This is a genomic window from Desulfitobacterium nosdiversum (assembly GCF_049860565.1).
Lineage (GTDB): Bacteria > Bacillota > Desulfitobacteriia > Desulfitobacteriales > Desulfitobacteriaceae > Desulfitobacterium_A > Desulfitobacterium_A nosdiversum.
In genome coordinates, this window is record NZ_CP172056.1 from 1,888,165 (window position 1) to 1,912,636 (window position 24,472).

19 protein-coding genes and 3 rRNA genes are annotated in these 24,472 nt (G+C 45.0%); all 22 read left to right on the forward strand.

The window, feature by feature from the left end; all coding sequences use genetic code 11:
- On the forward strand, positions 1–378 hold the full coding sequence (gene rbfA / locus ACHOLT_RS08970) for a 30S ribosome-binding factor RbfA (protein ID WP_425807389.1): 378 nt from the start codon (positions 1–3) through the stop codon (positions 376–378).
- A complete protein-coding gene (locus ACHOLT_RS08975; protein WP_425807390.1) occupies positions 368–1,348 on the forward strand; it encodes a DHH family phosphoesterase in 981 nt (326 codons plus the stop codon). The genes rbfA and ACHOLT_RS08975 overlap by 11 nt, the downstream gene beginning before the upstream one ends.
- Positions 1,332–2,213, forward strand: a complete 882-nt coding sequence (gene truB / locus ACHOLT_RS08980; protein ID WP_425807391.1) for a tRNA pseudouridine(55) synthase TruB — start codon at positions 1,332–1,334, stop codon at positions 2,211–2,213. The genes ACHOLT_RS08975 and truB overlap by 17 nt, the downstream gene beginning before the upstream one ends.
- Positions 2,214–2,252: 39 nt before the next feature.
- Positions 2,253–3,215, forward strand: a complete 963-nt coding sequence (locus ACHOLT_RS08985) for a bifunctional riboflavin kinase/FAD synthetase (protein WP_425807393.1) — start codon at positions 2,253–2,255, stop codon at positions 3,213–3,215.
- A 107-nt stretch (positions 3,216–3,322) separates the two neighbouring features.
- The gene (gene rpsO / locus ACHOLT_RS08990; protein WP_425807394.1) at positions 3,323–3,589 is read left to right on the forward strand and encodes a 30S ribosomal protein S15; all 267 of its coding nucleotides are present in this window, start codon (positions 3,323–3,325) and stop codon (positions 3,587–3,589) included.
- A 174-nt stretch (positions 3,590–3,763) separates the two neighbouring features.
- A complete protein-coding gene (locus ACHOLT_RS08995; protein WP_425807396.1) occupies positions 3,764–5,947 on the forward strand; it encodes a polyribonucleotide nucleotidyltransferase in 2,184 nt (727 codons plus the stop codon).
- A gap of 66 nt (positions 5,948–6,013) precedes the next feature.
- On the forward strand, positions 6,014–6,769 hold the full coding sequence (locus ACHOLT_RS09000) for a polysaccharide deacetylase family protein (protein WP_425807397.1): 756 nt from the start codon (positions 6,014–6,016) through the stop codon (positions 6,767–6,769).
- A 22-nt stretch (positions 6,770–6,791) separates the two neighbouring features.
- A complete protein-coding gene (locus tag ACHOLT_RS09005) occupies positions 6,792–8,027 on the forward strand; it encodes a D-alanyl-D-alanine carboxypeptidase family protein (RefSeq protein WP_425807399.1) in 1,236 nt (411 codons plus the stop codon).
- 51 nt (positions 8,028–8,078) lie between these two features.
- Positions 8,079–9,347 carry a M16 family metallopeptidase gene (locus ACHOLT_RS09010; protein ID WP_425807963.1) on the forward strand — a complete coding sequence of 423 codons (1,269 nt, stop codon included), beginning with the start codon at positions 8,079–8,081 and terminating at the stop codon, positions 9,345–9,347.
- Positions 9,348–9,364: 17 nt separating this feature from the next.
- A complete protein-coding gene (gene dut, locus ACHOLT_RS09015) occupies positions 9,365–9,823 on the forward strand; it encodes a dUTP diphosphatase (RefSeq protein ID WP_425807400.1) in 459 nt (152 codons plus the stop codon).
- 67 nt (positions 9,824–9,890) lie between these two features.
- The gene (locus ACHOLT_RS09020) at positions 9,891–10,199 is read left to right on the forward strand and encodes a hypothetical protein (protein WP_425807402.1); all 309 of its coding nucleotides are present in this window, start codon (positions 9,891–9,893) and stop codon (positions 10,197–10,199) included.
- A 14-nt stretch (positions 10,200–10,213) separates the two neighbouring features.
- The gene (locus ACHOLT_RS09025) at positions 10,214–10,495 is read left to right on the forward strand and encodes a YlmC/YmxH family sporulation protein (protein ID WP_425807403.1); all 282 of its coding nucleotides are present in this window, start codon (positions 10,214–10,216) and stop codon (positions 10,493–10,495) included.
- Positions 10,496–10,608: 113 nt separating this feature from the next.
- A complete protein-coding gene (gene dapB / locus ACHOLT_RS09030; RefSeq protein WP_425807404.1) occupies positions 10,609–11,412 on the forward strand; it encodes a 4-hydroxy-tetrahydrodipicolinate reductase in 804 nt (267 codons plus the stop codon).
- An 81-nt stretch (positions 11,413–11,493) separates the two neighbouring features.
- Positions 11,494–12,408, forward strand: a complete 915-nt coding sequence (gene dpsA, locus ACHOLT_RS09035; protein ID WP_425807405.1) for a dipicolinate synthase subunit DpsA — start codon at positions 11,494–11,496, stop codon at positions 12,406–12,408.
- A 17-nt stretch (positions 12,409–12,425) separates the two neighbouring features.
- Positions 12,426–13,013 carry a dipicolinate synthase subunit B gene (locus tag ACHOLT_RS09040; protein WP_425807406.1) on the forward strand — a complete coding sequence of 196 codons (588 nt, stop codon included), beginning with the start codon at positions 12,426–12,428 and terminating at the stop codon, positions 13,011–13,013.
- A 92-nt stretch (positions 13,014–13,105) separates the two neighbouring features.
- Positions 13,106–14,098 carry an aspartate-semialdehyde dehydrogenase gene (locus ACHOLT_RS09045; protein WP_425807407.1) on the forward strand — a complete coding sequence of 331 codons (993 nt, stop codon included), beginning with the start codon at positions 13,106–13,108 and terminating at the stop codon, positions 14,096–14,098.
- A 43-nt stretch (positions 14,099–14,141) separates the two neighbouring features.
- A complete protein-coding gene (gene dapG / locus ACHOLT_RS09050; RefSeq protein WP_425807408.1) occupies positions 14,142–15,368 on the forward strand; it encodes an aspartate kinase in 1,227 nt (408 codons plus the stop codon).
- Positions 15,369–15,394: 26 nt separating this feature from the next.
- Positions 15,395–16,273 (forward strand): 4-hydroxy-tetrahydrodipicolinate synthase, encoded by an 879-nt coding sequence (gene dapA / locus ACHOLT_RS09055; protein ID WP_425807410.1) that lies wholly within the window; start codon positions 15,395–15,397, stop codon positions 16,271–16,273.
- Positions 16,274–16,647: 374 nt separating this feature from the next.
- Positions 16,648–18,312, forward strand: coding sequence for a ribonuclease J (locus ACHOLT_RS09060; RefSeq protein WP_425807412.1), 1,665 nt, complete (start codon positions 16,648–16,650; stop codon positions 18,310–18,312).
- Between the two features lie 505 nt (positions 18,313–18,817).
- Positions 18,818–20,381, forward strand: a 16S ribosomal RNA gene (locus tag ACHOLT_RS09065).
- Between the two features lie 329 nt (positions 20,382–20,710).
- Positions 20,711–23,623 (forward strand): 23S ribosomal RNA (locus ACHOLT_RS09070).
- Between the two features lie 90 nt (positions 23,624–23,713).
- Positions 23,714–23,830 (forward strand): 5S ribosomal RNA (gene rrf / locus ACHOLT_RS09075).
- Together the 16S, 23S and 5S rRNA genes form the textbook arrangement of a ribosomal RNA operon.
- Positions 23,831–24,472: the final 642 nt, after the last annotated feature.

Genomic DNA, 24,472 nt, shown 5'->3' on the forward strand with positions numbered 1-24,472 from the left:
ATGGCAAAGCACAGAGCAAGTCGTCTGGGAGAGACTTTAAAAGAAGAAATATCACAAATGATCCGGGAGGATCTAAAAGATCCTCGGATTGGCTTTGTAACTGTAACAAGCGTGGAAGTCGCCGACGATCTGGGTCATGCTAAAGTCTTTATCAGCGTCTTAGGAGATGAGCAAAAAAGCAAGGATTCGATGGAGGCACTTAAACGGGCTTCTGGTTTTGTTCGAAGCGAAATCGGCAAGCGGATCCGCCTAAGACATGTTCCGGAAATTGTCTTCAAGTATGATTCATCAATTCAGCATGGGGCTCATATCGCTGAGCTTTTACGCGAGGTTCATACGGAAGAAGCTGGGGATGAGGATGATTCTCATGATGAATAATGATTTTGAATTCATTGTCAATGAATTAAGGAAAGCGCCGGAAGTGGCGCTTTTCTCCCATGTTTCACCTGACGGGGATTGTATGGGGTCAATGCTGGCTTTGGGATTAGCTCTTAAAAAAATGGGAAAAACGGTCTATTTATTTAATCCAGACTTGGTTCCGCATAATTTAGATTTTTTACCGGGCGCAGATTTGGTTCGAAATATTCTGCCAGACCCGCTGCCTCAAACATTATGCTTTGTTGATTGTACGGATTTGAGGCGTGTCAACCTTAAAATCAGTCAATTTTCAAAGGATGCAGTTATTATAAATATCGATCACCATATCTCAAATCAACGGTTTGGAATGCTAAACTGTGTGCAGTCTGATGCCAGTGCCACGGGAGAGATTATCATGGCACTTATCAAAGAACTTGGTGTACCTTTTGACCAAGAGATTGCAACCGATCTTTATACAGCAATTGTAACGGATACAGGATCCTTTCAGTTTAGTAATACAACCCCTAAGACACATCGTTTAGCCGCTGATCTACTGGAAAGCGGAATTGACTTACTCCAAATTCACCACCGTATTTTTGATCAAAAACCGTTGGCTCAGATTGAACTCTTAAGCAGAGCACTAAAAGGGCTGAAACTTTATGCAGAGGGTAAGCTCTCCGTTATGACATTGAATAAGAATGACTTTGTTGAGACGGGCGCACATGACAGCCTCAGCGAAGGGCTTATCAATAATGCCCGGAGTATTGAGGGAGTAGAGGTAGCGGTTCTTTTTAAAGAGATAGAAGAGCGAATTATTAAGGTTGGCTTTCGCTCGAACCTTTGGTTTGATGTTAACGCATTAGCGAGTAAATTTGGCGGCGGCGGTCATAAGAGAGCTGCCGGCTGTACGATGGAAGTCCCTCTTGGGGAAGCACGAAAATCGGTGATTAAAGCTATTGAGGAGGAGTTAAGCCTTGGACGGGGTTATTAACGTCCATAAACCCGTGGGTATGACTTCTTCAGATGTTGTTGTTTGGCTGCGAAAGCATTTAAAAACCCGTAAAGTCGGACATACCGGAACGCTCGATCCGGAAGTCAATGGTGTATTGCCGATTTGTGTGGGCAAAGCGACACGGTTAGCCGAATATTTAACCGAACAAGGAAAAGCTTATCGGGCTGAAATAACATTCGGAATAGTTACAGATACTCAGGATGCTCAAGGAGAAGTCCTTCGTTCGGTAAAGCCTGAGATCACACAAGAGGATTTTCTGAAAATAATCCCTCAATTTATTGGATCAATCCAACAAATCCCTCCAATGTATTCGGCGGTTCGATATAGGGGCAAGCGTCTTTATGATCTTGCCAGGCAAGGAATAGAAGTAGAACGGCAGCCCCGCGAAATTAGGATCTCGCGGCTGCAGCTTCTGTCTTGGCAGGAAGGGGAGTACCCTAAGGCTATTTTTGAAGTGGACTGTTCTAAAGGAACCTACATTAGAACATTATGCTATGATCTTGGCGAAGCCTTAGGCTGCGGAGCACATATGTCGAAGCTGGTTCGGCTGCGTTCAGGACCGTTTAAGCTCGAAGAAAGCCGGACTTTGCAACAGATTTCTGATGCGTTAGATCAAGATAATGAGGAGTTTCTGATCCCCATGAACCGTGTTTTAGATTTGCCGGTGATTGTTCTGACGTCAGATAGAGCGGAAGCCTTTTGTCATGGGTTATCAACCTCTCAAAGAATGATTTCAGGACAGAAACTTCCTGATAAAGGAACTGTGCAAGTTTTTGCAGGTGAAGAATTTATCGGGATAGGAAAATGCGAGGACGATTCTCTTATCCCTTATAAAGTATTTTAAGTGACAAGTTTTTAGCAGTCATGAGGAGGTATATACTCGGTGCAGGTTATCAGACAGTTACCCGAAAAGCCGATCAAACCTTGTGTACTCGCCTTAGGCAATTTCGATGGTGTACATCTGGGACACCGGCGCTTGCTGGAGAGTGGCTTACAGATTGCAAGAAAAATGGGTATAGGTTTAAGTGTGCTGCTTTATGAACCGCACCCCTTAAAGGTGCTCTTTCCTGAGAAAATGATTGGGCTTCTGACAACTTCAGAGGAACGACTTAAACTCTTGGAGCTAATTGGGGTGGATACGGTTTACCTTCTCCCATTTAATCATGATACAGCCAATATACCCCCCGAAACATTTGTATCGGACATTCTTGTTCGATTAGGCACGCGTTATGCCATGGTTGGCTTTAACTATTCATTTGGTGCGAAAGGAAAGGGCAGTCCGGAAGATCTTCAGCGCTTAGGCCCAAAATATGGGTTTGGGGTTAGTGTACTGCAGGCTCAGACGATGGGGGGAGAAGTGATTTCTTCGTCAAGCATTCGCCAGGCTTTGCTTCAGGGAGACATGCGTCAGGCTCAGAAAATGCTGGGAAGGTATCCTTTCCTTTGTGGCAGGGTTATCCATGGTGAACAAAGAGGGCGTGATTTAGGCTATCCCACAGCAAATTTAGAAGTTTGTGAAGATCTTTTGGTTCCTAAACCCGGGAGTTATGCCGTTTGGGCTGAGTTTGACGGGCAGAAAGTTATGGGGATGCTGAACATCGGAAAGAAGCCTACCTTCCACACGGAATACGAGACGACCGTAGAGGTTCATTTGCTTAACTTCTACGGAAATCTTTACGACAAAATGCTTTCCATGTATCTCGTGGAACGTTTAAGGGATGAACGGAAATTTTCAAGCATTAATGAATTGCTGAATCAATTGCAAAAGGATAAAGAACATACTCAAAGGGTTCTGGAAGACGAAGGAGAACTTGATCTGAGAGAGAATGCTCTTTACAAATCATAAATTTTCCTGTAAAATACATTCGAATTATCTGAACCGTTGACTCGGGTGGACGAACTCCGGCGGCATCTGGGCAGCAGGCGATTTTAAAAAATGGAGGTTATTGGAACATGTTAACAACTGAAAAGAAAAAAGAAATCATTGCAAAATTCCAACAACATGAAGGAGATACAGGTTCACCGGAAGTTCAAATTGCACTTCTGACAGAACGTATTGCTTATCTGACAGAGCATTTTAAAATTCATAAAAAAGACCATCATTCTCGTCGCGGACTTTTAAAAATGGTTGGACAACGCCGTGCTCTTCTCAATTATTTGAAAGACATGGATTTCAATCGTTATCGGAATGTCGTTAACGAGCTTGGTTTACGTCACTAATTTTATCTGAAATACGGAGAAAGATGAGAAGCAGAAGAGATTTCTGCTTCTTTCTTTATACATTTGCAAATTATATGCTGTATGAGAGATTTTTTATCCAAAATGCAGGAAATAATAATATCATGTCGAAGAGGAAACAAGTTAAGATGTGGATAGAATTAAGGAGGTTCCATTGTGCAACAAGGAGTATTAGAACGGTCTATTGAGGTTGGGGGAAGAACTTTAACCGTTCAGACCGGAAAGATCGGCAAACAGGCCGGAGGTGCAGTGTTTTGCCAATATGGAGAAACAGTTATCTCTGCTTTTGCTACAGGAAGTACAGAACCACGTGAGGGAATTGACTTTTTTCCCTTGACTGTTGAATTTGAAGAACGTTTATATGCAGCCGGAAAAATTCCGGGCGGATTTATTAAACGGGAAGGTCGTCCGAGCGAAAAGGCTATTCTTTCATCACGGCTCATTGACCGTCCGATTCGTCCGTTGTTCCCGGAAGGTTACCGGAATGATGTTCAGGTTGTAGCCATGGTTATGTCTGTTGATCAGGATTGCGCTACAGATATTACCGCAGTTAATGCTGCTTCAGCAGCGTTAACCATTTCCAACATTCCTTTTGAAGGACCAATAGCCGCTGTTACAGTGGGTTTAATCGGGGATGAGTTTATTATCAATCCTACGGTTGAGCAAGCAGAAAAAAGCAGAATGCATTTAACGGTGGCTGGAACAAAAGATGCGGTAATGATGGTTGAAGCGGGCGCTCAGGAAGTACCGGAGGCGCAGATGCTTGAAGCCATTATGTTTGGACATAGTGAAATTCAAAAAATTTGCGAATTTTTTGGGAAATATCGCGCAGAAGCTTTGGAATTAGGACTGGCTAAAGAAAAGCAAGAACTTAAAATTGATAAGATCCCTGATGAAATCGTCGAAGCAGTCAATGCATATGCCTTTGCTAAAATGGATCAAGCCGTGCGGACCGAAGAGAAAAAAGCACGGGAAGCGGCCGTCGGCAGCGTAAAAGAAGAGGCTTTAGCTCATTTTGCAGAAGAATACCCGGAAGACCTGAAATATGTAGATCGCGCTCTCGAAAATTTAGTCCATCGCATTGTTCGCCGTTTAATCACAGTCGAGCATATTCGCCCGGACGGCCGTGCCCTTGATGAAATCCGTCCGATCACGATTGAAGTGGGTCTGCTCCCAAGAACGCATGGAACGGGTCTCTTTACCCGGGGTCAAACTCAGGTTATGACAGTAGCTACTTTAGGAGCAGTCGGAGATGAGCAGATTCTTGACGGTCTTGGACTTGAAGAATCAAAACGTTATATGCATCATTATAATTTCCCGCCGTACAGCGTAGGGGAAACTCGCCCCATGAGAGGGCCCGGACGCCGTGAAATTGGTCATGGAGCTTTAGCTGAACGTGCTTTAGTTCCGGTTATTCCAAGTGATACGGAATTCCCTTATACGATCCGTCTTGTTTCCGAAGTATTGGAATCCAATGGATCAAGTTCGATGGCGTCCGTATGCGGAAGTACACTTGCCCTCATGGATGCCGGCGTACCGATTAAAGCTCCGGTTGCAGGTATCGCCATGGGTCTGATCAGTGAAGAAAATCAAATTGCGATTCTCACAGATATTCAAGGACTTGAAGACCATGACGGAGATATGGACTTTAAAGTTGCCGGAACAAGTGAAGGGGTTACCGCTCTTCAAATGGATATTAAGATTAAAGGCGTTTCCCGCGAAATCTTGGATAAAGCTCTGAAGCAAGCCAAAAAGGGACGTCTGTTTATTCTCGATAAAATTTTGGCTATTATCGATAAACCAAGAACTCAGCTTTCAGCATATGCACCGCGGATTATCACATCCATGATTCATCCGGATAAGATTCGTGATGTCATTGGACCTGGCGGTAAAACCATTAAGAAGATCATCGACGAGACTGGCGTTAAGATTGATATTGAAGATGATGGACGCGTATTTATTTCCGCTATTGATGGCGAAGCAGGGGAAAAAGCGCTGAAGATTATTCAAGCTTTAACTCAAGAAGTTGAAGTAGGAAAGATTTATACAGGTAAAGTTACCCGGATTATGGATTTCGGGGCTTTTGTAGAAGTAATTCCCGGCGTATTAGGCTTAAGTGGCAAAGAGGGTCTTGTTCATATTTCACAGCTCGCCCATAATCGAGTGGAAAAGGTCGAAGATGTGGTTAAAGTTGGAGATGAGATTCTTGTTAAGGCGACGGGAATTGATAAGCAAGGCCGTCTGAATTTGTCCCGCAAGGAAGCTATACCGAACCCAAATCCAAATCCAAATGCTAACGCAGGTAATCATCACTATTCAAAATCCGAATTCAAGAAGTAAATCGTTTTCTGTAACTTCTGCATCGGTCTGCCTATGCATACATCTGTAATGTAAGGGGGTAGGCCGATGTATCTATACTTTAAACTTTCACGCCGGGCCTTGAGAATTCTGGGCCTAACTTTTGTGCTTTTTTTAGGTCTTTTTGTTGAACAAAAAGTTGTTCATTCAACTGCATCCGCAGTTGATCCGATTGAACAGATTAAAACTGAAGAAAAGGCTATTGCTTTAACGATCAATGTCGATTGGGGAGAAGAATATATCCCGGGTATTCTCGATGCGCTGGATCAGGGTCATGCCAAAGCGACTTTTTTCGTAACGGGCCGCTGGGCAAATAAAAATCCTGAACTTCTTAAAGAAATATTAGCTCGAGGTCATGAGATAGAAAATCACGGTTATTCTCATCCTCATCCTGATCGATTATCCATCGCTGCCAATGAGCAGGAAATTGTAAAGACCGAAAAGATTATCGAAGGCTTGACAGGATGTAAAACAATTTATTATGCTCCGCCTTACGGCGAAAAAGGGGCATCAGGTGTAAAGGCTGCACATAATTTAGGATATCAGACGATATTATGGACGCTGGATACCGTCGATTGGCGCCCAGAAAGCACACCTGAGATTATCGCTCAACGCATTTTGAACCCGGCCGTTCGCTTCGGAATTAAGCCGAAGAAACAAGGCGCAATTGTTCTCATGCATCCAAAGGAAAATACAGTTAAAGCCCTTCCGAGAATTTTAAATGGATTAAATCAGGAAGGTTTTCGAATGTTGAAGTTATCAGAATTGATAACATTGAAGCCTGCAGGTAATACTACCTCATAGCATTAAATTGTGAGGTGGTTCAATGTCCAGGCAAAAATGGATGCAGGCCTGTTGTTGCGTACTTCTTTTAACGATATGGAGTGTTCAACCTGTTCAAGCGATGAATCTAACTCAAACCTCTGAGGAAAGCGTAATCGCTGCAACCCAAAGCAAAGCAAAGAGTGTTCCTAAACCCAAAAAAGCTTTCGGTGTCAGCCAAAAAACGAATAAGTCCAATTCTAAAGAAGAAAATAAGGGAACAGAACTGCCTAAAATCAGTGCTGATGCGGCTGTACTCATGGATGCTGTTACCGGAGATGTTCTTATCGATAAACAAGCCCATACACATCGTCCGCCGGCAAGTACGACAAAAATAATGACCGCCATTTTAGGACTTGAACTGGGGAGACCTGATGAGGTTGTGACAGTTAGCTCCAAGGCGGCCGCCGTCGGCGAATCAACAATTCATCTTGATCCGGGTGAAAAGGCTACGCTTTATGAGTTAATTACGGGAGCATTAATAAAGTCGGGAAATGATGCCTGTGTTGCTATTGGCGAACAAATTGCAGGATCAGAAGAACAATTTGTTCGGATGATGAATCAAAAGGCGCTTTCCCTTGGGGCAACGGACACTCATTTTGAGAATACAAATGGGCTCCCTAATAAAAATCACTATTCAACAGCTTACGATTTAGCTTTAATTGCCCGCTATGGGATGGGCCTGCCTTCCTTTTCTTCAATCACCCGGCAAAAGGAAACTGAGATTCATTTTTTAGAACCCGATTTCATGATGGATTTACGCAATACGAATAAACTGCTCTGGAATTATCCTTATGCAGATGGAGTAAAAACAGGGACAACAAATGCTGCAGGAAAATGCCTGGTTGCTTCCGCAACGAAAGATGGGCGTCAGCTCATTGCCGTTGTTCTCCATGCATCTGATCGATTTGGGGATGCTCAGCGAATGCTCGAATGGGGATTTAACCAAACGGAAACCGTCTCTGTCGTCAAGGCAGGAGAGGCTGTTGCCGAATTCTCATTGGATAATGATGAACCGCTTAAAGCTTTGGCAGAACATTCTTTAGATGTTAGTATAACTAAAAGCGATCATCCAAAAATTGAAAAGAAAATTAACTGGATTAAATCAAATCTACCGATTCAAGCCGGCGAAGAGCTTGGAACCTTTGAAGTTTGGTTAAACGGTAAGAAAATAAATAGTGTTCCTTTATTAGCGGAACGTGAGGTCAAAGCGCCAAGCCGTTTTTTCCGTAAGTCTTAGTAGAAATAATTTAAGAAATTACGTTTAATTATCTGAGGGGATGTGAAGACAGTGTATCAAAAGGCTGTTTTACCGAATGGTGTTCGTGTCATTACGGAAGAAATTGATTACGTCCGTTCCGTTTCAATTGGATTGTGGGTTGGAGCAGGCTCACGCGACGAGCGAGAAGGGAATGAGGGTATTTCTCATTTTATTGAGCATATGCTTTTCAAAGGAACAAAAAACAGGACGGCGCGAGAATTAGCGGAGTCATTGGAAAGCGTAGGGGGACAGCTCAATGCATTTACGACTAAAGAGTTTACGTGCTTTTATGCTAAAGTGCTGGATGAGAATTTAGATTTATCGATTGATGTCCTCAGTGATATGTTTTTTAATTCTTTATTTGATGAAAAAGAAATTGAAAAAGAGAAAAGGGTTGTTATCGAAGAAATTAAGATGTATGAAGATTCCCCGGACGAATTGATTCATGATCTCTTTTCAGAATATGTGTGGGATGATCATCCCTTAGGCAAACCTATTTTAGGAACGGAAGAAAGCATTCGCGGGTTAAGCCGGGAAAAGATTTTAGATTACCTCAGCCATCATTATGCTCCGGATAATTTGGTCGTTGCTGTAGCGGGCAAGATCAATCATGAAGATGTTCTCAAAAAGCTTACGCCAATATTCGGCGAATTTAAGAGAGGCGGAAAGCGCATTCTTGAGGGAACTCCAAAGGAACAAGCGATTCAGCGCTATAACACTAAGGATACAGAACAAATGCATTTAATCATTGGGGTACCCGGACTGGGTCAAGATGATGAGGATATTTATCCGATGCATATTTTCAATAATATCTTAGGCGGAGGTTTAAGTTCCCGCTTATTCCAAGAGATCCGAGAACAACGAGGTTTAGCCTATTCCGTTTATTCTTACCACTCGACGTATGTCGATACGGGAATGTTTGCAATCTACGCAGGTACGACTCCGAGCAATACGCAGGAAGTCGTGGAATGTATTCTGGCGGAGCTTCAGGAGATGAGAGCTAACGGAATCACCGCGGATGAGCTGGCAAAAACAAAGGCCCAAATTAAAGGCGGACTTTATCTCGGACTTGAATCTGCGAGCAGCCGCATGAGCCGTTTAGGTAAAACGGAATTATGCTATGACCGAGTGATTTCACCGGAGGAAATGGTTGAAAAACTGGAAAAGGTTACTCTGGAAGATGTAAAAAGAGTCATGAACCGTCTTTGGGTCAAAAATAAACTGAGCTTAGTTATGCTTGGACCGGCAGGACATGATATCGATTTGGAAAGCATATTTAAAAAAGTAAATTGGAAATAGATGAGTGAGGGAAAAGAATGAATACCATTCCGGTAAAAATCAAGAACATGAGACCGGAGCATAAACTGATCGTGCCGGAATACGCCACCAAAGGAGCTGCTGGGGTAGATCTTCATGCGGTTCTCGATGAGGATTTGGAAATTCTCCCCGGTCAGGCGGTAAAAATCCCGACAGGAATCGGGATTGAGTTAGCTCAACCGGATGTGGTGGCTTTGATTTTTGCACGAAGTGGTCTCGCTTCAAAATATGGGCTGACTTTAGTCAATGGAGTCGGCGTCATCGATTCGGATTACCGCGGAGAAATTCAGGTGGCTATGATTAACCTCGGTAAAGAATCTTTTAAGGTGTATAATGGGGATCGAATCGCTCAGATGGTTTTTATGCCTGTTTTTTTGGCTCAATTCATTTCCGTTGAAGATCTAGCCGACAGTGAACGCGGTGATGGCGGATTCGGCTCTACAGGTATTAAAATGTAGAGCGTTCAATTGAAAGTTCTAGGGGAGTCAACCTTGTCATACTATCCCATAGAGGGGTGGGATAAGGATGCAGGCCTTAGGACTTTTTTGTTTAGCTATCGGAGTTATTTTTTCGATTAAAGAAAGAGTTTATCTGATGATGTGGCGCTCCAGCACCGAACCGCGCCAGAGCAATTTGTCCAATGCGATAGCACAGCTTGTAGGTACAGCAGGGGGGATTTATCTCTCGTTTGAACTTCTGCTTTCTTTTTTAAAGGTCCCAGAAAATTGGTTGAATGAAACAGGCCTTATTGTTGAGCCGCTTGCTTTATTCTCTTTGATTTTAGCTATTGTTCAGCCATTTGCTATTCGGGCGTGGATCAAAATTAAGAAGTAGGAGGGGTACAGGAAATGCTGTTAAGCGATTTAGCCGGGAAAGAAATTATTAACCTTTATGATGGAGCGAAGCTTGGACTTGTAGGTGATGCAGACTTGGCGATATCGTCATCCGGGGCAATTGAGGCCATCATTTTAACGTCTCGATCTGGATTTGGCGGTTTTCTCGGTAATATGGCAGAGCGAGAGCGCGATATTCTTGTTATACCCTGGCAAGTCGTTAAAAAGGTGGGTTCAGAGGTAATCATTGTCGATATGAATCAGAAAACAGATCGAATGAGCAAATATTCTGTTTGACACGACTTTAACAATTTACTACAATAAAAAGAAAATCACTTTGACCCCGACCTGCTATTTTTTTAGCAACGGGGTTTTAGCATATATTGATAGGTCCAAATGGAGGGATTTACTTGAAAAGAATTCGCGTTTTTGTCGCCGGTGCGGGCGGCAAAATGGGCCAAGAAGTTGTAAGAACTATTCTTAAACAAGATGACATGCAGTTGGTTGGGGCTTCGGATACACGTCAAAGCAAGGTAGATATCGGATATGCTCTCGGTATTTCCAGAATTGGCTTAGACATGTCAGGTCCGCTTGATGCGGAAATGCTGCGAGCCAGCCAGGCGGATATCCTTGTTGATTTTACGAATCCTCAATCCGTTTTGAAAAACGCGAAGCTGGCAATTTCTGAAGGAGTAATTCCGGTTATCGGGACAACGGGCTTGGATGAAGCCGAAATTGCTGAAATTCGCGAACTTGTAGAGCGGGAAAAATCAGGTGCCTTTATTGCACCTAATTTCGCGATTGGAGCAATCCTTATGATGCGTTTCGCTCAGGAAACCGCCAAATATTTGCCCCATGTCGAGATTATAGAATTTCACCATGACCAAAAATTAGATGCGCCATCAGGAACTGCACTGAAAACAGCGGAATGGATTTCTGAAGTTCGTAAACCTATGATCCAAGGAAATCCCAACGAATATGAAAAAATTCCGGGTGCTCGCGGAGGGGATGTGGACGGGATCCATATCCACTCTGTACGTCTGCCTGGACTCATTGCTCATCAGGAAATAATTTTTGGCGGTATGGGCCAAACGCTGACGATCAGGCATGATGCATACACCCGTGAAACCTATATGCCGGGTATAATGCTGGCAATTCGAAAGGCACTTGGACTTACATCACTGGTAATAGGACTAGAGAATTTCCTCGAATAGGAAACTTCCTTCGGGAACCGCATTCATTCTGCTCTCATATACTGATTAGTAGTCATGGGACACATCAAAGGGGGCATAAAGATGAGTGCGGGTCTGAAAGGAATTCGACTGGCCGTGATTGGAGGGGATGATCGAGAGCTATTTCTAATCCCCGAACTGGAGAAACTGGGTGCCTACATAGTCGGGGTCGGATTTGAAAAAGCAGGATCAATTCAGGGATTGCATCATGAATCATCCCTAATTGAAGCAGTTAAAAATGTCGATGTTCTGCTTTTCCCTATGTACGGTACCGACGAACGCGGAGGCATCAAAGCAAAGTATTCAAATTCTCCAATTGTGCTTAACAAGGAAGTGCTGCAAGCCATTCCTACACATGTTCCGCTGTTTATTGGGTGGGCACGGCCCGCTTTAAAGTCTGCCGCGGAAATGATGGGAATACGAGTTGTTGAGACTGCATTTCTGGATGAAATCGCCATACTGAATTCGATTCCATCTGCTGAGGGTGCGATTTCGATGGCGATGGATTCATCAGTGATTACAATTCACGGAAGTCAATGTTTTGTCCTAGGATTGGGGCGGAACGGGTGGACAATCGCTCGAACCTTAAAAGGAATGGGGGCTCACGTTACAGGAGTGGCTCGGAAGCCGGCAGATCTGGCCCGGGCGACCGAAATGGGAATAGATGCCGTCCATTTTGCTGACCTTGAAGATGAGATTGGGCGGGCGGAATTTATTTTTAATACGGTTCCTCACCTCATTCTGGATAAAGTGATTTTAGAGCGAGTGTCTAAGGATGCGGTTATTGTTGATATCGCATCTATTCCAGGAGGAACAGATTTTGAGTACGCTGAGTTATTGGGGATAAAAGCGATGCTGGCTCCCGGTCTTCCGGGAATTGTAGCTCCGAAATCGGCTGGTAAAATTCTTGCTCAAGTATACCCGCAGCTTATTCTTCGCCACTTGACCACGCCTTTGAGTACTTCTTTTAAGCCTTGAAGTGGAGGTGCGAGGAAATGAAGTTTAACGGGTTTAAGATTGGGATGGCTGTTACAGGGTCTCACTGTACACTGCATGAAATTACCGGAGTAATGCAACGCCTAGTCGATGAGGGGGCAGATGTTACCCCAATAATCTCTTATGCTGTTGAAAGCATGGATACTCGTTTTGGCAACGCCGAGGATTGGAAAAGAAAATTCACTGAAATTACCAGCAAAGAACCTATTCATACCATTCCGGATGCTGAACCTGTCGGGCCTCAGAAAAAGTTTGACTGTATGGTGATAGCTCCCTGTACAGGAAACACCTTGGCGAAATTAGCCAACGGCATAACTGATTCGCCGGTCCTCATGGCGGCTAAAGCCCATCTTCGGAATCAGCGACCCTTAGTCATAGCTATTTCAACAAATGATGGTTTAGGACTCAATGCACGAAATATTGGCACTTTACTGATAACAAAAAATATTTATTTAGTTCCTTTTGGGCAGGATAGCCCGGTAAATAAAGCGAATTCATTAGTAGCTCATATGAATTTGATCCCGGATACGATCTTAGCAGCGTGTGAAGGAAAACAAATTCAACCGCTATTAGTTGATTATCGCTGAGAAAATTTAACTATTGAAGCGGTGCCATGCTTCTCAAAAGCACGGCACCCTTTTCACCCATTTATTTTATATAATTTTGAGGAGGGGCTTACATGCCAAATGTTGCTATTGTTGGTGCTACAGGCGCAGTCGGACAAGAATTCTTAAAAATCCTTGCGGAGAGAAATTTTCCGGTTGATGAGTTGCGGCTTCTCGCAACAAAACGTTCAGCAGGTAAAAAAATTGCTTGGCAAGGACGTGAGCTTGAGGTTCAGGAGACCACCCCTGATAGTTTTAAAAATATCGATATCGCTTTATTTGCGGGTGGATCATCAAGTACGGAATTTGCGAAGCCGGCTGTTGAGAGTGGTGCTGTCGTTATTGATAACAGTAGCGCATTTCGCCTTGATCCTGAGGTGCCCCTTGTGGTTCCGGAAGTTAATCCTGAGGACGTAAAATGGCATAAAGGAATTATTGCCAACCCCAACTGCTCTACGATTATTGCTAATGTTGCTCTGAAACCCATTTATGATTTAGCAGGAATTAAACGGGTTGTTGTTTCAACATACCAAGCTGTTTCCGGAGCAGGCCGGGAAGGAATTGAGGAGCTTGAAGCTCAAGCCCGTGCTAAAGCGAATGGGGATGAAATCATAAGTAAAGTTTTCCCCTATCAAATTGCATTTAACTTAATCCCTCGTATTGACATTTTCCAAGAAGGAGATTATACCAAAGAAGAATGGAAAATGGTCAAGGAAACCCGTAAAATATTCCATGTACCGGATATGGCTGTCACAGCTACAACTGTACGTGTTCCGGTATTCCGCAGTCACTCGGAATCCATCAATATTGAAACCGAACGCAAAGTAACAGTTGCCGAAGTTAAAGAAGCTTTAGGCAAAGCCCCTGGTGTTATTGTCGTGGATAATCCGGCCAAAGACCAATATCCGATGCCTTTATATACTTCAGATACGGATGAAGTTTATGTCGGCAGAATCCGCGAGGATTTTTCCATTGAAAAGGGTCTTAACATCTGGGTTGTCGGTGATCAAATTCGTAAAGGCGCAGCTACAAACGCGGTACAAATTGCAGAACTTCTTCTGAAATAAATGATCCCTAGAGAATAAAGAGGTAGAGTGGAGGAGTTCGGAAGTGCGAGTTTTGGTTCAAAAATTTGGCGGAACTTCCTTAGCTACAGCCGAACGGCGCTCTCAAGTTGTTGCCAAGGTCTCAGATGCTGTTCGAGAGGGATATGCTCCCGTAGTTGTGGTTTCTGCGATTGGTAGGACAGGTGATCCTTACGCAACGGATACATTTATTAATATGGTCAAAGATATCTCACCTGAACTTCCTCAGAGAGAATTAGATCTTTTGGTTAGCTGTGGGGAGGTTATTTCAGGTGCCGTAATGGTCAGTACTCTTAATAGTTTAGGCTTTGAGGCTGTCTTGTTAACGGGCGGTCAGGCGGGCATTATAACAAACAACAGCTTTGGCGATGCCCGGATCATCCGCATTGAACCTCGTACTATTGTAGAGTACTTACAGCAAGGCAAGGTTGTTGTTGTCACGGGATTTCAGGGAATAACCGAGGACGGGCAAGTCACCACTTTAGGACGGGGAGGAAGCGATACAACGGCTTCGGCCCTAGGTGTTGCTTTAAATGCGGAAGCTATCGATATCTACACCGATGTTGAAGGTATTATGACCGCTGATCCGCGTATTGTTGAAGATGCTCGTATTCTGGATGTCGTAACGTATAATGAGATTTGTCAAATGGCTCATCAGGGGGCAAAGATCATTCATCCTCGGGCGGTGGAAATAGCCATGCAGCGTAATATTCCCTTAAGGATTAAATGTACGTTTTCAGACGCTCCAGGAACCCTTGTGACAAGCATTCAGGCAGATATGGGAGCGGGTACCGATATAACAGGAGACCGAATCATTACCGGGATCGCGCATACCCCTAATGTCACTCAAATCTGTGTTCCAACCTCAGCCCTGCCGGATAACCTGCAAGCCAATAAACAAATTTTTAAGGGAATGGCCCTAGCGGATATCAGTGTAGATTTTATCAGTGTTCAGTCGGATGCCGTTTACTACACCGTTCGAGATGATGAGGCCGATAAAGCGGTTAAGATACTTAAAAATATGGGCTTTAATCCCTCGGTTGTCCCCAGCTGTGCGAAAGTATCTGTTGTAGGCGCAGGTATTCACGGTGTTCCCGGAGTAATGGCCGATATGGTTGAGGCGTTATCGGATGCGGGAATTCGAATTTTACAATCTGCAGACTCACATACGACGATTTGGGTTTTAGTGGATAAAGAAAATATGGTTAAGGCAGTTCAAGCTTTACATCAGAAATATCACCTTGGAGATTAAATAAAAAAGGATGGGAGTTGAGTTTTATGGGTTTAGGCCGGATTTTAACTGCAATGGTTACCCCGATGAATGACCAATTAGAAGTGGATTATGAAGAGACAAAGCGCCTGGCAACCTATTTGGTGGAACACGGATCCGATGGAATTGTTGTCTCGGGGACGACTGGAGAATCACCAACCTTAACGACAGAGGAAAAATTGGAATTATTTAAAGTCGTTAAAGAAACTGTCGGTAAAAATGTAACGGTTATCGCAGGAGTGGGTTCAAACAATACTGCATCAAGTATCGAGATGGCTCGCCGAGCTGCGGATACGGGGGTTGACGGTCTGATGGCTGTTGTACCCTATTATAATAAGCCTTCACAAGAAGGAATATATCAGCATTTCCGGGCGATTGCTGAAGCGACGTCACTTCCAATCTTGCTCTACAATGTTCCAGGCCGGACATCAATCAATATGTTGCCCGAAACAGTGCTTCGTTTAAGTGAGATCCCTAATATTGTTGCTTTGAAGGAAGCTTGTGGCGTCATGGATCAAGTCAGCGAACTTAAAAGAATTCTTCCTAAAGATTTTGAGATTTTTAGTGGAGATGACTCTGTTACGCTGCCTATGCTCGCCCTCGGATGCAGCGGGATAATCAGTGTTGCCGCCCATGTTGTTGGCGATGAAATGAAGAAGATGGTAGATGCATGGTTTGACGGTGATCCTGATACTGCACTGGAATGGCATCTAAAACTCATGCCCATTTTTAAGGGGATTTTTATCACTGCTAATCCTGTACCGATTAAGTTCTTAGTCAATGAAATGGGATTGAATGCAGGTAAGGTTCGCTTGCCTCTGGTTGATGCAACTCCTGATCAACAGAAGTTTTTAACAGAACTTTTAAAAAAGGTTAAAGAAAGCTAAAGGTTTTTGAGCAAAAGATAAGTATTACTATATATTCTTTTCTTAAGGTAGATAAATATCAATAAATATCAATTAGATTAAGTAAATATGGATAAATAATAAAATAAGCAGAAATTTTTCTGCTTATTTTATTATTTTGTACAGGATTCCAAGCTATCTTGCTAGTTTTGTGTTAAAGCGTTATAATTCAGATAGATTAATTGTGCGGCTAGTTTCAAATATGATGCGTCGAAATACTGGCGAACACCAGGGGCGTTGTGTTTGTGTGGTATTTCGTTGTTTTGTTGTCTTTAGTTGCGTCTTATGAAACGCTATAACCTAAATTGGCACAATGTCACAAAATAATAGTAAAAAATTAACGGAGGTGTTAATAGTTGCCAAAAGAACATAAGGTCCAGATTATCCCGTTAGGCGGATTAGGTGAGATCGGTAAAAACATGACTGTAGTCCGCTATGATAATCATATGGTATTGATTGATGCTGGGCTGGCCTTTCCAGACGATGAAATGCTCGGGATTGATGTTGTAATCCCAGATTACTCGTATCTGATTGAGCATAAAGAGATGCTTTTGGGGATATTAGTTACACACGGACATGAAGATCACATTGGTGCGTTACCCTATTTACTGAAAGATTTTGATGTCCCTATTTTCGCGACACGGTTAACTTTAGGTTTGATCCAAACAAAACTTAAGGAAAGCAATTTAAATCAAATCAAAGCTACCGCCGTTCAGCCCCGGGATATGATTAAACTCGGACCATTTCGTATTGAATTTATACGAGTAAGCCATAGTATACCTGATTCGGTAGGAATTGCTATTCATACACCGCTAGGAACAATCGTTCATACGGGAGATTTCAAGATTGATCATACACCTGTAACGGGTGATATCTTGGATATTCATAAGTTTTCTGAGCTGGGTGACAAAGGCGTACTTTGTTTAATGTCGGACAGTACCAATGTTGAACGCCCCGGGTTTACGATGTCTGAACGAAGAGTCGGGGAAATGTTCGAAGAATCGTTCAGGGTTGCCAAAGACCGGATTATCATTGCCAGCTTTGCTTCAAATGTTCATCGGATTCAACAGGCGATTCAAGCCGCATATAAAACGAATCGCAAAGTTGCTGTCGTAGGAAGAAGTATGGTTAATGTTGTAGCCATTGCCTCAGAATTGGGTTATCTTGATGTTCCCGAGGGAACGCTCATTGATGTAGATGAAATCGTCAATCTCCCTGGCAACCAGGCGTGTATTTTAACGACCGGAAGTCAAGGAGAACCGATGTCCGCTTTAACGCGTATGGCGATGAATGATCACCGTAGAGTTGAAATCCAGCCTGGTGATACTGTGATTATTTCGGCAAGCCCTATTCCCGGTAACGAAAAATCCATAGCGAGAACAATTGATCATTTATTTAAGCTCGGTGCAAACGTTATTTATGAATCGATCAACGGTGTGCATGTTTCCGGACATGCAAGCCAAGAAGAGCTCAAGCTGATGTTAAATATGGTTAGACCTCAATATTTCCTTCCTGTACATGGTGAGTATCGTATGCTGGTTAAACATACCCAACTGGCTGAGCAATTAGGAATACCTAAGGACAACATTTTCTTGGCTGAAAACGGGAGTATTATAGAATTCACCCGTCATGGGGCCAGCATTGCCGGAAAAGTTACGGCTGGGAAAATATTAATTGATGGTTTAGGCATAGGCGATGTTGGAAACATTGTGCTGAGAGATCGTAAACAGCTATCCCAGGATGGGATACTGATTGTCGTTATGACCATCAGCCGTTCGACTGGAGCCATTGTTGCCGGACCTGATGTCGTGACGCGAGGCTTTGTCTATGTTCGTGAATCTGAAACTATGCTTGACGAAGCTAAGGAAAAAGTCCGTCAGACGATGGCACGCTTAAGAGAGAGCCATGTGACTGAATGGGCTGTATTAAAAGGACAAGTGAGGGATACGTTGAGTAAGCATTTTTATGAAAAAACTCGACGCCGCCCGATGATCCTGCCGATTATTCAGGAAATAGAATAGAAGACTTAAAAAGAGGGGTTGTGCCCCTCTTTTTCTATGCCACGTGCATAATAAAAAGAATTTTGAAATATACTAGTTGACAATGACTCATATAGCATGGTAATATATCAAAGCGTCGCGGATAAAGCTAAAACAGAAAACCGCGAACTTTCGGGAAAATAGGAAAATTAACGGTTGACACGGATGTATCAATGGGTTAAAATGAGTTCTGTTGTCCCGACAGCTCAGAAATGAGCGGACAAAAAAGTATTGACTTTCAAAAGTCAATCTGCTACAATGAAGACCCACGTGAGAACAATGTAAATTATTTATTAAATTCATGTAATTTATAAAACTTTTGCGTGGAATGTAGTAAAAATTGTTGGTCGAAAGCTTAGTCATCCATGACACTTTCGACACTAGGAACATCGTGTTCCGTCGGTCTTTGAAAACTAAACAACAAGGAACAGCCAATGACTCGTCAATGAGTTAAAGATTATTTGAGCAATCAAATATCTTCATAAATTTTATGGAGAGTTTGATCCTGGCTCAGGACGAACGCTGGCGGCGTGCCTAACACATGCAAGTCGAACGGAGAACTCAATAAGCTTGCTTAGCGAGTTCTTAGTGGCGGACGGGTGAGTAACGCGTGGGTAACCTGCCCATTAACCCGGGACAACCCTTGGAAACGAGGGCTAATACCGGATACGCTTAAGAGCTGGCATCAGCTTTTAAGGAAAGGTGGCCTCTGAAGATGCTACCGATAATGGATGGACCCGCGTCTGATTAGCTAGTTGGTGGGGTAAAGGCCTACCAAGGCGACGATCAGTAGCCGGCCTGAGAGGGTGAACGGCCACACTGGGACTGAGACACGGCCCAGACTCCTACGGGAGGCAGCAGTGGGGAATCTTCCGCAATGGACGAAAGTCTGACGGAGCAACGCCGCGTGTATGACGAAGGCCTTCGGGTTGTAAAGTACTGTCTTTAGGGACGAACGGTATCTATGTGAACAATGTAGGTACATGACGGTACCTAAGGAGGAAGCCCCGGCTAACTACGTGCCAGCAGCCGCGGTAATACGTAGGGGGCGAGCGTTGTCCGGAATCATTGGGCGTAAAGGGCGCGTAGGCGGATTTTTAAGTCTGGTGTGAAAACTTGGGGCTCAACCCCAAGCCTGCATCGGAAACTGGGAATCTTGAGGACAGGAGAGGAAAGTGGAATTCCACGTGTAGCGGTGAAATGCGTAGAGATGTGGAGGAACACCAGTGGCGAAGGCGACTTTCTGGACTGTAACTGACGCTGAGGCGCGAAAGCGTGGGGAGCAAACAGGATTAGATACCCTGGTAGTCCACGCCGTAAACGATGAGTGCTAGGTGTAGAGGGTATCGACCCCCTCTGTGCCGCAGTTAACACAATAAGCACTCCGCCTGGGGAGTACGGCCGCAAGGTTGAAACTCAAAGGAATTGACGGGGGCCCGCACAAGCGGTGGAGCATGTGGTTTAATTCGACGCAACGCGAAGAACCTTACCAAGGCTTGACATCCTCAGAATCCTTTGGAAACAAGGGAGTGCCTTTCGGGGAACTGAGAGACAGGTGGTGCATGGTTGTCGTCAGCTCGTGTCGTGAGATGTTGGGTTAAGTCCCGCAACGAGCGCAACCCCTATATTTAGTTGCTAACGCGTAGTGGCGAGCACTCTAGATAGACTGCCGGTGACAAACCGGAGGAAGGTGGGGATGACGTCAAATCATCATGCCCCTTATGTCTTGGGCTACACACGTGCTACAATGGCCGGTACAGACGGAAGCGAAGCTGTGAAGTGGAGCGAATCCGAGAAAGCCGGTCTCAGTTCGGATTGTTCTCTGCAACTCGAGAACATGAAGTCGGAATCGCTAGTAATCGCAGGTCAGCATACTGCGGTGAATACGTTCCCGGGCCTTGTACACACCGCCCGTCACACCACGAAAGTCTGCAACACCCGAAGCCGGTGAGCTAACCGTAAGGAGGTAGCCGTCGAAGGTGGGGCCGATGATTGGGGTGAAGTCGTAACAAGGTAGCCGTATCGGAAGGTGCGGCTGGATCACCTCCTTTCTAAGGAGACACGTTAACTCAGTAGAGTTAACTATCCTATGGTCGATCCTAAATCGAAGGAAGCTGCAAAGTCGATTTCGAGATTAGGTAAGAGTCGAAAGACTCACAAGCCGAAGAGGCAAAACACAGAGTAATCTGTGATAAAAGAGCTGTTTGAGTGCAAACTACTTGTTGTTTAGTTTTGAGAGACCAGTATTAAATGAAGAGTTCAGCTCAATACTGGATTTGAAGTTTAAATGGTTTCTTATTTGTTCTTTGAAAACTGCACAGAGAAAGTCAATTTTAAGTCAAAGGATTCATTGAAAACCGAAGTGGCGGAAAGAAAATTAGGTCAAGCTACTAAGGGCGTACGGTGGATGCCTAGGCGCTAAGAGTCGAAGAAGGGCGCGGTTAACAGCGAAATGCCACGGGGAGTCGTAAGCAGGCTTTGATCCGTGGATACCCGAATGGGGCAACCCCGTTGGAGTCATATCCAACGATCTTTAACTGAATTCATAGGTTAAAGAGGACAACCCGGGGAACTGAAACATCTAAGTACCCGGAGGAAGAGAAAGAATAATCGATTCCCTGAGTAGCGGCGAGCGAAACGGGAAGAGCCCAAACCAAACTCTTCGGAGTTTGGGGTTGTAGGACCCTCTATTAAGCATTTATTCTTAGCTGAACCGATCTGGAAAGGTCGAGCAAAGAAGGTAACACTCCTGTAGGCGAAAAGAAGCAATGCTGTGAGGGTATCCTGAGTACCGCGGGACACGAGAAACCCCGTGGGAATCTGGGAGGACCACCTCCCAAGGCTAAATACTCCTTAGCGACCGATAGCGAACCAGTACCGTGAGGGAAAGGTGAAAAGCACCCCGGGAGGGGAGTGAAAAAGAACCTGAAACCGTACGCTTACAAGCAGTCAAAGCACTATTATGGTGTGATGGCGTGCCTTTTGTAGAATGAACCGGCGAGTTACGGTATGTAGCAAGGTTAAAGCGAGAAGCTGGAGCCGAAGCGAAAGCGAGTCTGAAAAGGGCGACAAGTTACATGCTGTAGACCCGAAACCGTGTGATCTACCCATGGCCAGGGTGAAGGTGGGGTAAAACCTACTGGAGGCCCGAACTCACTGTCGTTGAAAAGGCAAGGGATGAGCTGTGGGTAGGGGTGAAATGCCAATCGAACACGGAGATAGCTGGTTCTCCCCGAAATAGCTTTAGGGCTAGCCTCTATTGATGATTCTTGGCGGTAAAGCACTGAATAGGCTAGGGGCCTTACCAGGTTACCGAACCTTATCAAACTCTGAATGCCAAGAATTTAAGTAGGGAGTCAGACTGTGGGGGATAAGCTTCATAGTCAAAAGGGAAACAGCCCAGACCATCAGCTAAGGTCCCTAAGTATACGCTAAGTGGAAAAGGATGTGGAATTGCACAGACAACCAGGATGTTGGCTCAGAAGCAGCCACCATTTAAAGAGTGCGTAATAGCTCACTGGTCGAGTGGTTCTGCGCCGAAAATGTAACGGGGCTCAAGCGTATCACCGAAGCTATGGCTTGTAGTTTTACTACAGGGGTAGGGGAGCGTTCTAAATGCAGAGAAGTTCAACTGGAAGGTTGGGTGGAGCGTTTAGAAGTGAGAATGCCGGTATGAGTATGCGAAAAGATGAGTGAGAATCTCATCCGCCGAAAATCTAAGGTTTCCTGGGGAAGGCTCGTCCGCCCAGGGTCAGTCGGGACCTAAGCCGAGGCCAAAAGGCGTAGGTGATGGACAACTGGCAGATATTCCAGTACCACTCTTAAGCGTTTGTAGCAATGGGGTGACACAGAAGGATAGGTTAAGCGTGCCGTTGGTTGAGCACGCCCAAGCCCGTAGGGTGTGAGACAGGTAAATCCGTCTCGCGAATAAGCCTGAAAGGTGACGGGGAGCGAAAATAAGTAGCGAAGTAACCGACTCCAAGCTGTCAAGAAAAGCCTCTAGTGAGCAAGAGAGTGCCCGTACCGCAAACCGACACAGGTAGGTAAGGAGAGAATCCTAAGGCGCGCGAGAAAACCCTCGTTAAGGAACTCGGCAAAATGACCCCGTAACTTCGGGAGAAGGGGTGCTCTAGAGATAGAGCCGCAGAGAAGAGGTCCAGGCGACTGTTTAACAAAAACACAGGTTCCTGCTAATCTGAAAAGAGAAGTATAGGAGCTGACGCCTGCCCGGTGCTGGAAGGTTAAGAGGAGAGGTTAGCTGCAAAGCGAAGCTTTGAATTGAAGCCCCAGTAAACGGCGGCCGTAACTATAACGGTCCTAAGGTAGCGAAATTCCTTGTCAGGTAAGTTCTGACCCGCACGAAAGGCGTAACGATCTGGACACTGTCTCAACGAGGGACTCGGCGAAATTGTAATACCCGTGAAGATGCGGGTTACCTGCGACAGGACAGAAAGACCCCATGGAGCTTTACTGTAGCTTGACATTGGATTTTGGTATAAAATGTACAGGATAGGTGGGAGACTAAGAAGCTAGGGCGCCAGCCTTGGTGGAGTCGCCGGTGGGATACCACTCTTTTTGTACTGAAATTCTAACTTAGACCCCTGAATCGGGGTTGAGGACCGTGTCAGGTGGGCAGTTTGACTGGGGCGGTCGCCTCCTAAAGAGTAACGGAGGCGCCCAAAGGTTCCCTCAGCGCGGATGGAAATCGCGCGAAGAGTGTAAAGGCAGAAGGGAGCTTGACTGCGAGACCAACAAGTCGAGCAGGGACGAAAGTCGGGCTTAGTGATCCGGTGGTACCGAGTGGAAGGGCCATCGCTCAACGGATAAAAGCTACCCTGGGGATAACAGGCTTATCTCCCCCAAGAGTCCATATCGACGGGGAGGTTTGGCACCTCGATGTCGGCTCATCGCATCCTGGGGCTGTAGTAGGTCCCAAGGGTTGGGCTGTTCGCCCATTAAAGCGGTACGTGAGCTGGGTTCAGAACGTCGTGAGACAGTTCGGTCCCTATCCGTCGCAGGCGCAGGAAATTTGAGAGGAGCTGTCCCTAGTACGAGAGGACCGGGATGGACGGATCACTGGTGTACCAGTTGTCTCGCCAGAGGCATAGCTGGGTAGCTATATCCGGATCGGATAAGCGCTGAAAGCATCTAAGCGCGAAACCGACCTCAAGATGAGATTTCCCACAGCACAAGCTGGTAAGACCCCTGAATGATGATCAGGTAGATAGGCCCGATGTGGAAGCATGGTGACGTGTGGAGCTGACGGGTACTAATCGGTCGAGGGCTTGACCTAAAACCGTAACTTCGGAAGAATCTAAAGACTTAAAAGAAACGAAAATCTGTGCAGTTTTGAGGGAACAGCGAAAGCTGAAAACTCAAAAGATCTGGTGATAATGCCGGAGGGGTTCCACCCGTTCCCATACCGAACACGGAAGTTAAGACCTCCAGGGCTGAGGGTACTTGGACCGCAGGGTCCTGGGAGAGTAAGTCGTCGCCAGGTAAGTAAAGCAGAGAGACCATCTGATAAAGATAGTCTCTTTGCTTTTTTACTACGTAAAAAACTTCTGTTAGATTCTTTTTAGAAAGTGAATTTTTTGGGTCGGTTCCACCCGTTCGATCCGGCGCCGGTAAGTCATTCTTTGAAGTATGCGGCTTGGCCGAAAAGGTATACCATACCTTTTCGTATACCGAACACGGAAGTTAAGACCTCCAGGGCTGAGAAGAAAAGACATGGGGTGTCTTTTCTGGGCTAGCGCCATGGCTGGTTAAACATTCTAAGAGGCGCAGCCCTACTTGGACCGCAGACGAAACAATCCAGTGAATTGTTTCGCGGCCAGCGCTACAACTTAAGAGAATACATATTAGCGCGGCCTTCCTGGGAGAGTAATATCCACACGGCAGGAGTATTCGTCAGCGGACGCCGTGTGGCGAAAGGCTCGTCCGCCTTTCGTGTCGCCAGGTAAGTAAAGCAAGGAGACCGTCTGATAAAGATGGTCTCTTTGCTTTACTTACGGCGTAAAAACCTTTTTTTTGAGAGATCATTTGGGGTCGGTTCCACTCGTTCGAGCCACACAATTAAGATTGTTATTGGGTATATGTGTGTCCAATATTGTCACCGGACAGTATCGTCACTCGGCATAGG